Annotated in this window: 12 protein-coding genes and 1 pseudogene; 8 read left to right on the top strand and 5 right to left on the bottom strand. The window is 35.3% G+C overall.

Annotated features, from left to right (window positions below):
• Positions 1-15 precede the first annotated feature (15 nt).
• The 5 genes and pseudogenes from BFG57_RS06775 to BFG57_RS06760 all read left to right on the top strand — a co-directional run bounded on the left by BFG57_RS06775 (position 16) and on the right by BFG57_RS06760 (position 3,177).
• Positions 16-1,623 (top strand): PhoX family protein, encoded by a 1,608-nt coding sequence (locus tag BFG57_RS06775; protein ID WP_069716748.1) that lies wholly within the window; start codon positions 16-18, stop codon positions 1,621-1,623.
• 19 nt (positions 1,624-1,642) lie between these two features.
• Positions 1,643-1,822: a twin-arginine translocase TatA/TatE family subunit gene (locus tag BFG57_RS06770; RefSeq protein WP_069716731.1), complete on the top strand. Its 180-nt coding sequence runs from the start codon at positions 1,643-1,645 to the stop codon at positions 1,820-1,822.
• A gap of 38 nt (positions 1,823-1,860) precedes the next feature.
• Positions 1,861-1,935 (top strand): annotated as a pseudogene (locus BFG57_RS18550) (twin-arginine translocase subunit TatC); the annotation flags it as partial.
• A 140-nt stretch (positions 1,936-2,075) separates the two neighbouring features.
• Entirely contained in the window at positions 2,076-2,597 is a 522-nt protein-coding gene (locus BFG57_RS06765) for an acyl-CoA thioesterase (RefSeq protein ID WP_069716730.1), read from the top strand.
• A 97-nt stretch (positions 2,598-2,694) separates the two neighbouring features.
• Positions 2,695-3,177 (top strand): methylated-DNA--[protein]-cysteine S-methyltransferase, encoded by a 483-nt coding sequence (locus BFG57_RS06760; RefSeq protein ID WP_069716729.1) that lies wholly within the window; start codon positions 2,695-2,697, stop codon positions 3,175-3,177.
• 71 nt (positions 3,178-3,248) lie between these two features.
• On the opposite strand, the gene BFG57_RS06755 is transcribed toward BFG57_RS06760, so the two are convergent.
• Positions 3,249-4,649, bottom strand: coding sequence for an MFS transporter (locus BFG57_RS06755; protein WP_069716728.1), 1,401 nt, complete (start codon positions 4,647-4,649; stop codon positions 3,249-3,251).
• 398 nt (positions 4,650-5,047) lie between these two features.
• Between BFG57_RS06755 and BFG57_RS06750 the strand changes: the two genes are divergently transcribed.
• Positions 5,048-5,929 carry a GNAT family N-acetyltransferase gene (locus BFG57_RS06750; protein ID WP_069716727.1) on the top strand — a complete coding sequence of 294 codons (882 nt, stop codon included), beginning with the start codon at positions 5,048-5,050 and terminating at the stop codon, positions 5,927-5,929.
• Positions 5,930-6,305: 376 nt separating this feature from the next.
• Entirely contained in the window at positions 6,306-8,471 is a 2,166-nt protein-coding gene (locus BFG57_RS06745; RefSeq protein ID WP_083249110.1) for a sensor histidine kinase, read from the top strand.
• 162 nt (positions 8,472-8,633) lie between these two features.
• Here the strand turns inward: BFG57_RS06745 and BFG57_RS06740 are convergent, their stop codons facing one another.
• The 3 genes from BFG57_RS06740 to adh form a co-directional block, all read right to left on the bottom strand.
• Positions 8,634-8,837: a gamma-type small acid-soluble spore protein gene (locus BFG57_RS06740; protein WP_342670281.1), complete on the bottom strand. Its 204-nt coding sequence runs from the start codon at positions 8,835-8,837 to the stop codon at positions 8,634-8,636.
• 132 nt (positions 8,838-8,969) lie between these two features.
• Positions 8,970-9,344, bottom strand: a complete 375-nt coding sequence (locus BFG57_RS06735) for a DUF779 domain-containing protein (RefSeq protein ID WP_069716725.1) — start codon at positions 9,342-9,344, stop codon at positions 8,970-8,972.
• A gap of 3 nt (positions 9,345-9,347) precedes the next feature.
• Complete coding sequence (gene adh / locus BFG57_RS06730; protein ID WP_069716724.1) at positions 9,348-10,874, bottom strand: aldehyde dehydrogenase; 1,527 nt, start codon at positions 10,872-10,874, stop codon at positions 9,348-9,350.
• Positions 10,875-11,089: 215 nt separating this feature from the next.
• Here adh and BFG57_RS06725 point away from each other — a divergent pair, with 215 nt between their 5' ends.
• A complete protein-coding gene (locus BFG57_RS06725) occupies positions 11,090-12,847 on the top strand; it encodes a sigma-54-dependent Fis family transcriptional regulator (protein ID WP_083249109.1) in 1,758 nt (585 codons plus the stop codon).
• A 27-nt stretch (positions 12,848-12,874) separates the two neighbouring features.
• Here the strand turns inward: BFG57_RS06725 and BFG57_RS06720 are convergent, their stop codons facing one another.
• Positions 12,875-14,221 carry a YjiH family protein gene (locus BFG57_RS06720; RefSeq protein WP_069716723.1) on the bottom strand — a complete coding sequence of 449 codons (1,347 nt, stop codon included), beginning with the start codon at positions 14,219-14,221 and terminating at the stop codon, positions 12,875-12,877.
• Positions 14,222-14,301: the final 80 nt, after the last annotated feature.

Below are 14,301 nucleotides of genomic sequence, written 5' to 3'. Positions count from 1 at the left end.
TTTTGTGTGTCAGAAATGGATCGTCGAAAGTTTTTAACGTATATGGGGACTGGAGCAGCAGCATTAACAGTTGCTTCAACTGGATTAGGTGCTTTTGCGGAAACGGCAGCAGCAAAAAGTCATATGTTTGAAAATAAAAAGAAAGTTTCTGGATTAAACTTCAAGCCAATTGCACCATCCGCGAAGGATGATGTTGTACTCCCAAGTGGTTATAAATATGATGTTGTTGTAGCATATGGTGATGTAATTAATAAAAATGGTGATACGTTCGGGTTTAATAGTGATTATACATGTTATTTCCCAATTAATGATTCAAGTCAAGAAGGTTTACTTTGGGTGAATCATGAATACACATCTCAACTATTTGTTCAAGGTGCGAAGAAGAATGATAAATATACGAATAAACAAATAGAAAAGATCCTTTATAATCAGGGTGGTTCGGTTATTAAAGTTCATTATGTTGATGGAAAGTGGAAAATGGATACAACTTCTAAATACGCACGCCGTATATCTGGTTTAACGCCATTTTTATTAACTGGCGCTGTTAGAGGTTCTAAAGCTGTGAGTGGTGCAACAAAGGTTCAAGGAACATTTGCAAACTGTTCTGGTGGTAAAACGCTTTGGAATACGCTTTTATCTTGTGAGGAAAACTATGAATATACAGCTAGGGATGCTGGATTAGATGAAACACATTACGGTTGGGTTATTGAAGTTGACCCATTTGATGATAAATTTTCAGTAAGAAAGCACACTGCACTTGGACGTTTCCATCATGAAAATGCGGCAATGGGTCTGACAAATGATGGACGAGTTGTTGTATACATGGGTGATGATAAGAGAGATGCATGTATTTATAAGTTTATTAGTAAAGATAAATACGTTGCTTCAAGAGGTACAAATAATAGCAAGCTTCTTGAGGAAGGGACTCTATACGTTGCCAATCTAGGTAAAGGTAGATGGGAACCAATGACTATCGAAAATGTGCGTGAAGCTATTAAAGATGATAAAGAGCTACTAGCAAAATTCCAAACACAGGCTGACGTGCTTGTATATGCCGATGAAGCAGCAAAATTTATCGGCGGTACACCAACTGATCGCCCTGAAGACTTAGAAATTAGTCCGTTTGATAAGTCTGTATTTGTTGCACACACGAACAATAGCAGTCATGGAAACTTTCATGGTCATATTACAAGACTTTTTGAAGATAAAGATGATTTAGGTTCACTAACTTTCAATTTCGAAATCTTTGCTGCCGGTGGAAGACAAAGTGGATTCAGTGCTCCTGATAACCTTACATTTGATTCAAGCGGAAACCTTTGGACTGTGACAGATATTTCATCAAGTAAACATAATAAAGGAATCTATGAGTCATTCAAAAATAATGGTATGTTTGTAATCCCAACGACTGGGGAAAATATGGGTAATGCATACCAATTTGCATCAGGTCCAGTTGAATCAGAATTGACAGGACCAAGCTTCACACCAACTGAAACGTCGTTATTTTTATCTGTTCAACACCCAGGTGAGGAATCTGAAAGCTTGACTAAGCTTACGAGTAAGTGGCCACATCGAACTGGAGATAATATGCCTCGTCCTGGTGTCATTGCGATTACTGGATTTTAGAAACTGAGGAGTTGAGTATATGCTTACGAATATCGGCATTCCAGGGTTAATTCTTATCCTTGTCATTGCCCTTGTCATTTTTGGACCATCCAAACTACCTGAAATTGGAAAGTCGTTTGGTTCAACATTGAAAGAATTTAAGAATTCAACGAGAGATCTTGTTTCAGACGAAGAGAATGATAAAAAAGATATTAAATAATTTTATACAAAAAGATGCAAGTAATTCATTTTGCTTACTTCTTATTTGAGCTTCCAGTTGTTATTATGTTTTTGACGAGTTTAGGTATCGTTAATCCACATATCTTGAAGAAAGAATAATGAACTGTTGGTTGAGTAGTGTGTAAGTCTAAAGCATGAAAATTAGTTGTAATAAAATTGGATAACATGATCGTACTTTGATTAACATAAACGATAGTAACTAAGCATTTTTAAAGTGGAAATGAGGGGCGAATATGGAAGCTAAACCTTGTCAGGCATCGTTAGCAATTAAGAATTCGCATGTACTTCCTCCAGATACAAACAGTCATGGGACGTTATTTGGTGGTAAGTTAATGGCATATATTGATGATATTGCAGCAATTTCAGCGACACGTCATGCGAGAAAACCAATAGTAACAGCTTCTACAGATTCAGTGGATTTCTTACATCCTGTTTATGAAGGTGAAGCAATATGTCTAGAGGCATTTGTAACTTGGACCCACAATACATCAATGGAAGTGTTCGTAAAGGCCGTAACGGAAAACTTATTAACTGGAGAACGTAAAGTATGTACAACGGCATTTCTAACAATGGTTGCATTAGGTGAAGATAATAGGCCAACGACTGTACCTAAAGTATATGCTGAAACTGAAGAAGAAAAATGGCTTCATGAGAGCGCTCGACAACGATCATTATACCGAAAAGAACGTAGAAGCCACTCTAAAGAACTGGCGAACCGATTTGGTTACGATTTACCATGGAATAAAGGGGAATGAAAAGTTTATATAAAAGTGCTACACTGTCGTAAAGATAGAGTAGTGCTTTTTTATTTGCTATTAAATAAATAATATATTGTTGAAGGGAATGAGTGTTATGCCAGATCGTTATGTTGCCTATTATGATTCACCAGTTGGCGTAATCGAAGTGTGTACATCTAAAAAAAGTGTTCTCAGAATCGAATTTGTAGATGAAAAAAAGCAAGTAAATCAGGAACTTCCTTCAATATTAACGAAAGCATTAGATCAGCTCGATCAATATTTTAAAGGTGAACGACAACAATTTGATCTACCAGTAGAGTTTGAGGGGACAGAATTTCAAAAGAAAGTATGGAACGGTTTATTGACGATTCCATTTGGAGAAGTTTGGTCGTATAAAGACTTAGCAGTTGAGATAGGAAATGAGAAAGCTGTGAGAGCCGTTGGAAATGCAAATCGGAATAACCCGATAAGTATTATTATTCCATGCCATCGAGTTATCGGAGCGAATGGAACATTGACAGGATACGCTGGTGGTTTACACCGTAAGGAATGGTTACTTGATCATGAAAAAGGTCAGTATCATTTAATTGAACTTTAATAGAAAATATCCAATTATCTTTAATCTAATGAACATAAGACTATTTTCTGTTTTGAATAAAAGCCCCGATATCAATTGTAAGATATCGGGGTTTCTGTTGACTGCCTTTGTTCATTACGTGTGAACATGAGCGTAAATACAGTTAAGCCCAAGAAAGCAAATAATGACAGTACGATGTAAAGGTTACTATATAAAATACTATCTCCAGCTGGTGCAAAAGGATTGAATTGAATATGAGCAGAGTTCAAATCAAGAATGCTCCCAAAGATTGCACTACTGAATGCTCCTGCTACGAAATTTAGTAAATTGAACAATCCAATTCCAACTCCATTTTGTTCATCAGGTAGTACAGACGATAATAAGTCGGCAGTTGCGCTTTGTATTAGTGGGAAGCCGAGATATGAAATAAGTAAACAAGGTGCAATAACCCACGCAGCATAGCCTGTAAATGTAGAAATCAACAAAGACCCTGCACCAATTAGTATAAGTGCTACTTTAACTACAAGTGCCCCACCTTTACTATCAATAATGCGCCCCCCAGATTGACCGATTAATCCTGCTGCCATAGCGCCAGGGAAGAGGACAAGACCAATTTGTAATGTTGATAGACCATAGAGATTTCGTAGCATTATTGGAATAATGAAAATTAATCCGAACAGTACGAATGTACCGAGAAAGCTTGTAAGTACAGTGGTTGTGTATTTCATATTTTTAAGAATTTCTGGCTCGATGAAAGGATGCTTAGCTTTCATTGTTCTCCAAATAAATAGGAGAGAGAAAATGAAAAATAAAAGTGCTGTATACCATAAGAAAGAAGTAATAAAAAACAATAAACTTGAAATCATAGCGGCTAATAGGCCGGCACCAAGAAAGTCAATTGTACCTTCTCTCTTCTCCTCTAGAGGTAACCATTTTCGAAAGAGCGGGATTGCTAATGCAGCAGCAACAGAGAATAGAAATAGAAAACGCCAATTAAAGGTACTTCCGATGACACCACCAAGAATAGGACCAACCCCAGATGCAAATGCAACTGTTGATGAGACGATACCGAAGACACGTCCTCGCTGCTCAGGTAAAAATCGAGCAGGAATTAGAAAAGAAAGTGCTGGAAATGCTGCCCCTCCTAACGCTTGTAAAATACGAGCAATAATAAGTGTCCCATAGTTTGGAGATAAGAAGCCGATTAACGCTCCTGTTGAAAAGAGACTAATTCCTATTGTAATTAATGTGCGAATAGGATAGATGTCTGCTAGTTTTCCATAAATAAGTGAACCAATTGCAAAGATTAAGATATAACCAGTTAATACCCAACTGACTTCTGATGGTAGTAAATTAAATGTTTCTGCAATGTCAGGAATAGCGACGTTGAACATCGTGCCATTCATGACAGAAAACGCAAGAATGGTACAAATAAGAATAATTAACCGATTTTTTTGTCCATCGGTTAATTGTAGATTATTTTCTGTATGCATTTAGATCTCCTTTCACTTTGTTTTATTACATATCAACTAGTGTTTAGACTTTTACTTTAGAATTCTGGTGTTTACGTGCATGAAGGTATCATTGATATGTTTATCGAATAAAAATTGATAGTGACTACATGGTATAAACGAACAGTAGGAGATAAAAGAAGGCCTCCAGTTACGGAAGCTTCGTGATATCGTACTTTATGGAATAAGTGATTGACAATTAAGAGAAAGGTAACGAATAGAATAAGTTCCTTATTTATCAATTACATTGAAGGTTAATTGAACGTTTACTCGTTCAATCATATAGATATACATAATGGACTGTAAAGAAATAAGCTTGATAAGGGTACTTTATTTTCCATTGCTTGATTATAGAACATAAAAGAATGGAGAAGAAAATATTGGATAAGACTGAACGTGAGAACTTAATACAGTTTACATCATTAACATCAGAATTAATTCAAGAAATTATTTCTTTAGCTAACATTTGCAGTGAATATGATCAAATTGATTTAATAACACCAATAAATGAATCGATGTTACTAGAGAGAAATGGTCAGGAAACGAACGATTTCTTATATTTTGATCATGGGAAATTAGTAGCTTTTCTCGGTATGTACGAAATTGTGGATAACGGAGAAATCGAGCTAACAGGTATGGTCCACCCAAATTATCGACGCAAAGGTATTTTTCAACAACTGTATTCAGAAGCAAATCAGGAATGTCATTTGAGAGGTTATGAGCAGATAATCGGTATTACAGAGAAGCAGTCAGAAGGAGGAAAAGGTTTCTTAGAGCATATTAGTGCAAAATATAAATTTTCAGAATACACAATGAAATATGAGTTAGGTATGGAAAGTATAGATAACGAGAATTTTCAAATCGAATTAAGGACAACATCGGATTCGGATGTTCATCATTTGAAGAAAATTTTAATGGATGCATTTCATGATGATGAGCAATCGACTTTATCGTTAATTAATAACAATATGAATAGTGATAACCAAAAACTATATACTGTGTTCTCGAACGATGAAATCATCGGAACAGTTACGGTTTCTAAAAGTAAAGGAGTTGTCTATATATCGTGCCTTGCAGTAGATTTGAACGAACAAGGCAAAGGTTATGGACGGGCAATTTTGAAAAAATTACTTAAACAGTTGCTCTTAGAAGGCTGTGAAGATATTCGTCTTGATGTGGCAGTTGAGAATGAACGAGCATTGGGATTATATCGTTCTGTTGGTTTTAAGAAACAGCGTATTTATGATTATTACTTCTGTTAAGGCGTACTTGAAAAAAGGGGGTCTATATTATATAGACCTCCTTTTTTATTATGTAAATTCCATTAATTTCATTTCTTAAGAATTTCTTCATATTTTCATATAGAAAAAGTTAAGAATTTACAATTATAATAAAAGCAATTAAGTAATTAATGTGTTGTCTATATAAGTGATTAACCGATTGTAGTTACTGAAGAGGACAAATAAACGAATGTTCGTGTCGAAATTAACTCGGGAATGAGGGATATAAAGTTTAAAAAGCAGCAAAATCAATTGAAACAGTAGAGTAGCTCTAGAATTAATAAGTTAATTTAATCATTATATAGAATGAGGATTTTACAGTAAGTATGACAGATAGATAAGGAAGGTAAATAATACAGTGAAGAATCATTTTTTGAAAACATACGGTTGGTGTATGTTAGTTATTATTTTTTTAGTCTCTGCATTCATAACAATTGAAGAAGGCACACGTTATATCGGAGCTGACTATTTTGAGGATGGGAATTTTGTATATAACTATGAAGAGTTTATAGACCAATTAGGTTCAATTGAGTTAACTGAATTAGATGGAGAGAAGTTGAAAGAAAAAATAAATGTATCTCAACAACAAATTGATGAACACAGATATAGATATGGAAGTCTAAGTGAGCAGATTGAAAATATTCAATCTCAATATAATCAACGTATAATTGACGCAGAAGCATCAAACAATGAAACTATCAAAAATATACTAATAAAAGAAAGAGATACTAAAATCGCAGATATACAAAAAAACTTTGAGGATGACAGTTATGTTGCCGAAAAAGTTAAAGTAGAGATAGAGAGGGAAATAGATACATATATTGAGGAAGTAAATAGAGGTAAGCTAGATTTTCAAGATAAGTATGGTGACTATTCTTATGAACTAACGAATATTGAAACAGGAAAGATATTTTCACTGGGGAATATTTCAGAGAATGCAGCATTTACAAAGGTTTATAACGAAGAATTAGGTTATTTAAAAATATCTACTAATATGTATATGGATAATTACAGTAGCGGGGTGTTAAAGAATTCCGCCCCGACACTTTTTGAAGGAACTATTATTTTACCCGAACGAGCAGTTGGAAACTTCGAAAGTTATCAAGAGTTTCAGAGACAGAAGAGAATATCGTATATTTCAATAGTTATAGGAATTGTCTCATTAGTAACGATATTATTTCTATTTAAATTCCAAAAGTCATGGTTTTTAGAGTCATCATTTAGAAAGAGATTTGAAGCAATCGCAATAGATATAAGGCTGTTTTTATTGATTATAAATATTATGCTTATATCTGTTTTGTTTCTTTTTTTAACAGGTTTTACGTATAGCTATGTTCATCGTGAATATTATGAGCTTTTTTCTTTGAATCTGTTCGAACTTGTTATCATCACTTTTTTAGTATGGCTATTAATGTATCAATGTGTATGGATGTTTGATGAAGTGAAGCAAGGTGCTGACTTTATTTCAAAAATAAAAAAGGGTGCGCTTGCTAAGCGGGTTAATTCAATAACTGGTATTTTCTCAAAGGTTTCAATAGGTATTCAAGTGTTGTTTACGCTTGTGATTGTGTTCTTTTGGGGATTAGGAACAGCACTGGCTATTGTGTATGGTGATGAACTAGTAGTCTTATTTTTTATATGTTCAATCTTTATAGGAATACCATCTGTTGTTCTTATGCTGATTAAAACAGGGTATTTGAATCAAATATTTATTGCGACAGAAAAGATTGCTCAAGGGTTAGCAGTTGATCCGATTCCTGAGAGAGGAAAATCAGTGATTGCCCTGCATGCAAGGTATATAAATAAACTTAGAACAGGTATTAGGACGTCATTAACAGAACAAGCCAAGAGCGAACGGTTAAAAACTGAGTTGATTACTAATGTTAGTCATGATTTAAGAACACCCCTCACTTCAATTATTACCTATACTGATTTGTTAAAGAATCCTAAGTTGTCAGAAGAGGAGAGAGCAGAATATGTCAGTATATTGGAAAGAAAATCGAACCGATTGAAGACACTTATTGAGGATTTGTTTGAGGTTTCTAAAATGGCAAGTGGAAATATGGAACTTAAAAAACAAAAAGTTGATTTGACACAATTAATACAACAAGTAATAGGTGAACATCAAGAGAAGATTGAACAATCCGAACTTGATTTTAGATTGACGACATCGGAGCAACCAGTTATTGCAAATGTAGATGGGCAAAAATGGTGGCGTGTATTAGATAATCTAATTACAAATGCAATCAAGTATTCAATGGAGCATACGAGAGTATATGTTACGTTAAAACGGGAAAATAATCTTGCGGAGTTTGTCATCAAAAATGTCACGAAATATGAGCTTGGAGATAATGTGGATGAACTAGTTGAGAGGTTCAAGCGTGCGGATACATCAAGGAATACTGAAGGTTCGGGATTAGGGCTTGCGATTGCACAATCAATTGTTGATTTACATGGTGGGACAATGCGGATTGAGTTAGATGGCGACTTATTTAAAGTGACAGTTCAAATTGAAACGATGTAAAATGAAGTACAGATGTGATTAGTTTAGATTGTTTATTATTTATTATCAAAATTGAAAACGCTATTCCTTATATGTTTTTAGGAGGAATAGCGTTTTTGAATAGGTTCATATAAAATTCTAGCTAAAATGTGGTTAAGGAACATCTTGTTCTTTATAGGAGTACTACGTATGTTTGTTTTGCTGAGATTGTTGAATGTCCTGCTTTACTTGGTCAACATTCGTATCACTGTATTTATTCGTACCATGTCCACCAGTCGTGCTTGCAAGAAGTTGTTTCACTTCATTATAGGTCATACCTGAGCGGTCATTTTGACGCTTAACTGCATCAATATTTGTACCAGAGCTTGCGATGCGATCTTTTTGCACATTATTCACCTCCTCATTTTTAAATTGATCGAAAAGGTGGTTCGTTATTCTTATTAAAAATTGTAGATAGTAAATAAAAAAGTACGAAGGAAATAGATCGTTTCCTTCGTACTTCTTATAGTGCTTAGCTGTTCATTTACCATTACTCAACTTTAATTGTTGGAGCTCTTCTTTGTTGAAAACCTTAGATCGAGTTAAAAATCGTTTTCCTTCTGGTCCTTCAAGTGAGAACATACCACCTCTACCATCGACTGTATCAATAATCAGTTGTGTATGTTTCCAATATTCATATTGATCCTTACTCATATAAAACGGGGTGTCACCAATATCGCCAAGATAGACGTCTTGTTCTCCTATAAGAAACTCGTCATGTGGATAACACATTGGTGAGCTTCCGTCGCAGCATCCTCCTGATTGATGAAAGAGCAAATCCCCATGTTTGGCTCTAAGTTTATGGATGAGGGCAATAGCGTCTTCTGTTGCAATCACACGCTCTACTTTACTCATTTTTTAGAAAAAACCTAGAGATTTTGGGCTGTAACTAACAAGTAAGTTTTTCGTTTGTTGATAATGAGAGAGCATCATTTTGTGGTTTTCGCGACCGATACCTGATTTCTTATATCCACCAAATGCAGCGTGTGCCGGATATGCATGATAACAATTTGTCCATACTCTTCCTGCTTCAATGTCACGCCCGAATCGGTATGCAGTATTAATATCGCGCGACCAAACGCCTGCTCCAAGTCCGTAAAGAGTATCATTTGCAATATTAAGTACTTCTTCGTGACTGCTAAATGTCGCAACAGAAACAACAGGTCCGAAGATTTCTTCTTGGAAAATACGCATGTTATTGTTTCCTTTGAAGACAGTAGGTTTTACATAATATCCACCTGCTAAATCTCCTTCAAGTGATGTATTACGTTCGCCACCTGTTAAGCATTCAGCACCTTCTTGTTTCCCAATATCTAAGTAAGAGAGAATTTTCTCAAGTTGCTCATTTGAAGCTTGTGCACCGATCATTGTTGCTTCGTCTAGAGGATTTCCTTGCTTTATCATTTTGACACGCTCTATCGCGCGTTCCATGAATTTGTCATAAATATTTTCATGAATCAATGCACGAGACGGGCATGTGCATACTTCACCTTGATTAAGTGCAAACATGACAAATCCTTCGATTGCCTTATCTAGGAAGTCATCATCCTTAGCCATTACGTCTTCAAAGAAGATATTTGGCGACTTACCTCCTAATTCTAGTGTGACAGGAATGATATTCTGTGAAGCATATTGCATAATTAAACGTCCTGTTGTTGTTTCACCTGTAAATGCAATTTTTGCAATCCGATCACTTGATGCAAGTGGTTTTCCTGCTTCAACCCCAAATCCATTTACGATGTTTAATACACCTGGAGGAAGTAAATCTCCAATTAGCTCCATTAACACCATAATAGAGGCTGGTGTTTGTTCAGCAGGTTTTAAGACGATACAGTTTCCAGCCGCAAGAGCAGGAGCGATCTTCCATGAACCCATTAGTAATGGGAAATTCCAAGGGATTATTTGTCCAACTACACCGAGTGGTTCATTGAAATGATAAGCTACAGTGTCATTATCAAGTTGACTAATGCTACCTTCTTGGGAACGAATAATACCTGCAAAATAACGGAAGTGATCGATTGATAAGGGAATATCAGCAGCCTTTGTTTCACGGATTGGCTTCCCGTTATCCCACGTTTCAGCGACTGCTAATATTTCTAGGTTTTCTTCTATTCGATCAGCAATTTTATTTAGAATGATAGCACGTTCTGTTGGAGATGTTTTACCCCAGCTGTCTTTTGCAGCATGTGCAGCATCTAGTGCTTTTTCAATATCTGTAGCATTTGAACGTGCTACTTCACAGAAAACTTCACCAGTAACTGGAGTTACATTTTCAAAATACTCACCACTAACTGGTGGGACCCATTCTCCACCTATGTAATTATCATAACGTTTCTTAAAGTTAACCTTTGAGTTTGGATGACCTGGTCTTTCGTAAATTGCCATTACAATCCCTCCAATCAATTTTTCAATTTTATATAATGCAAAATCTATGCCAAAATAGAAAGCGCTTTCAAATTAGAGTTTTAATAATTTAGCTTGTAGATGATGAGCCAAAATGGAACATGTAATTGTTCCAAAAATGAACATCATAACGTTATGAAAATAGAATAAGATAATATATAATAATTATAAATATTCAGATAATAAGAGGTGGTGTAGTGCATACATTTCCAATTAAACAGGATTCAAAAGAGTATATCAAACGTTCTTGGAATCGATGTTATGATGTGGGACTAAACCGAGAGAATGCAGCTGATGACCAAATTATATCTACAAAAAATATAAAAGAACTACAGAAGGAAAATAGGTTGTTGCTTTCAGTAACGAAGGAAGTATTGGAAAAGATGTTACCTTTGATGAATGTAACAGAACACATTGTATTACTAGTTGATTCTAATGGATATGTAATTTATAGGATTGGAAATGTAAAGGTGGCGACGAAAGCACAAGCTGTCCAATTACAAGTAGGAGCAAATTGGAAAGAAGAGCATAAAGGCACAAATGCTATTGGTATTGCATTGGAAGATCAGCAAACAAATATAATTATTGGGAAAGACCACTTCTTTAAAGAGAATCAGTTTCTTTCATGTACTGCTTCACCTATCTATTCAGGGGAAGGAAAGTTATTAGGAGTAATTGATATTAGTAGTGCCAATGAACATTTTTCTATCCATGCGCATATGTTATCTATTTCTATTGCAACTGCTATACAAAATAAAATATTGTTTGAACAATCAAAAGAAGACCACCTCCTTTCTCTTAAGGAATTAGATTATACATTCAATTTACACAACAAACCTATCTTATCAATTGATAAGGAGCGAACGATTGTTAGAGCTAATGACGCAGCGAGGAGATTACTAGGAGATGACTGTATTGGGACACCTTTTCAAATTATAAGAGGATTTGAAGTTGAAACGATTATAGATCGAACTCCAAAACAATTTCGTTCAGTAGCTGTCTTTGAAGGTCATCATGAGAAAAAGAAAGCAAATGATAATTATTGCTTTAAAAATATTATAGGTTCTTGTCAAACAATTGTTGACGTTAAGAAAGTAGCACAAAAGGCTGCAAGGTATGATTATAATGTGCTTATTACAGGAGAGAGTGGGACAGGCAAGGAAATATTTGCCCAATCGATTCATTATGCTAGTGAACGTAAGAATGAACCATTTCTTGCAGTGAATTGTAGCGCAATTCCCGACAGCCTTATAGAGAGTGAATTGTTTGGGTATGAAGCAGGAGCATTTACAGGTGCAGATCGATCAGGTAAGAAGGGTAAGTTTGTCGCAGCACATAAGGGTACTATTTTTCTTGATGAAATAGGGGATATGTCATTAAGAGGACAAGCTGCTTTGTTACGTGTGTTACAAGAACGGGTAGTTACACCAGTTGGGGCGGTTGAACCTAAAAGGATTAATACGAGAGTTATTGCAGCAACACATCGAGATTTGTTGAAGGAAGTGAAGAAAGGTAATTTTCGTGAGGATCTTTATTATCGGTTGAAAGAAATTTCATTAAGCTTACCTTCACTACGAGACCGAGCGGATATAAGTGAATTGGTGGAACATTTCCTTCAAACAGAACATCCATCAATGAAGTTGACTGATGATGCTTGGCGAAAAATTAAAAGTTATCACTGGCCAGGAAATATCCGAGAGTTGAGAAGTAGTATCGTACAAGCTATTTTTTTGGCGGATTACGATGTAATTGAAGCGAGACATATCCAAATTCGAACAAACGTACAAGAGAACATGAGAGAGCTTAAAACATTGAAGGAACTTGAAAAGGAAGCAATTGAGAGTGCTTTGCAAGAGTCGGGAGGTAATATAACGGTCACAGCCAAAATACTAGGTATTGGTAGAAATACGTTATATCGAAAAATGAAAGAATTTCAAATACAAACCTGCTACTAATTATTGTAGCAGGTTTGTTCATTATGTTTAGAAAATGAGATGTGCACATAAAGTGATAATTGGTAATGTAATAAGTGTTCTTAGAATAAAAATCACAAATAATTCCCAAATTGAAATAGGAATTTTTGACCCTAGTAAGAGTCCTCCTACTTCAGACATATAGATTAATTGAGTAACAGAAACGGCAGCAATAATAAATCGTGTCATTTCACTTTCAATGCCACTTCCAATAATTGAAGGTAAAAACATATCTGCAAAACCAACAATTAATGTTTGGGAAGCTTCTGCCGCTTCAGGGATTTGTAGTAATTCTAATAATGGGATAAAAGGTATCCCAAGCCACGTGAAGATCGGAGTATATTCAGCGACAATAAGTGCTAAAGTACCAAGAGCCATAACAATTGGAGCAACACCCATCCACATGTCAAGAATATTCTTCAAACCATCTTTGAAAAACTCAGTAACACTTTTATTCGTTTTTGCTTTTTCAGTTGCTTGTGTAATGCCCCATTGCCAAGCGTTATACCCTGATGGAATAAGTTCTTTATCTTCAGACAAATCCTGATTATAGTACGAATCTTCCTTACGAGAAAGAGGTGGTATACGTGGTAATATGAGTGCAGCTACAAGTCCAGCTGCAATAATTGTTAAGTAATAAGGTACAAATAAATGACTTAATTCGACTTGAGCAAGGATGACTAAACTGAATGTAATTGAAACAACAGAGAAGGTTGTTCCGATAACTGCAGACTCCCTTTTTGTATAATACCCTTCTTCGTACTGTTTACTTGTTAGTAACACACCAATTGTACCATCGCCCATCCATGATGCCATACAATCAATAGAAGAACGTCCTGGTAATGTAAATAATGGTCGCATGATCTTTGTAAGTAATGCTCCACATAGTTCAAGTAGACCAAAGTTTAATAATAAGGGTAGAAATAATCCTGCAAATAAAAATACTGAGAATAATACAGGCAGTAGATCATTTAATAAGAGTCCACCAGTATTCTCAGAGATAATTGCAGCAGGTCCTACTTGTAGTAATGTTAAGATAGCAAACACCATTCCAAGCACTCTAATTAAAACCCATACCGGCGACACATCAAGTAAGCTACGTAAAAAGCTTGGTTTGTCAGTTGGCCACTGAATGAATTTTGCTAGGATTGTTCCAACAAATGTAATTGTAATAATAATAGTCATGATTGCTGGTAATAAATCTTCTAACATCCCTTGTACAAAGTTAGAAAGTACAGCGATAGGGATCGTTATCTCCCCAGCGTATGAAATAGGTGTCATAAACAAGAAAATCCCTAATAGTGAAGGGAGAAGGAACTTGAGATAGCTAGTAGGTGAAATTTGTTGTTTATTCATTTGATGTCCCCCTTACGGTGCAATAATATAATATACAAATTTGTGTAGGTTTTATTCAAAAAAAGATGAAACACTATAAT

The organism is Bacillus solimangrovi (genome assembly GCF_001742425.1).
In the GTDB taxonomy this organism is placed as follows: domain Bacteria; phylum Bacillota; class Bacilli; order Bacillales; family Bacillaceae_N; genus Bacillus_AV; species Bacillus_AV solimangrovi.
This window is presented reverse-complemented; position numbering and strand designations above follow the sequence as displayed.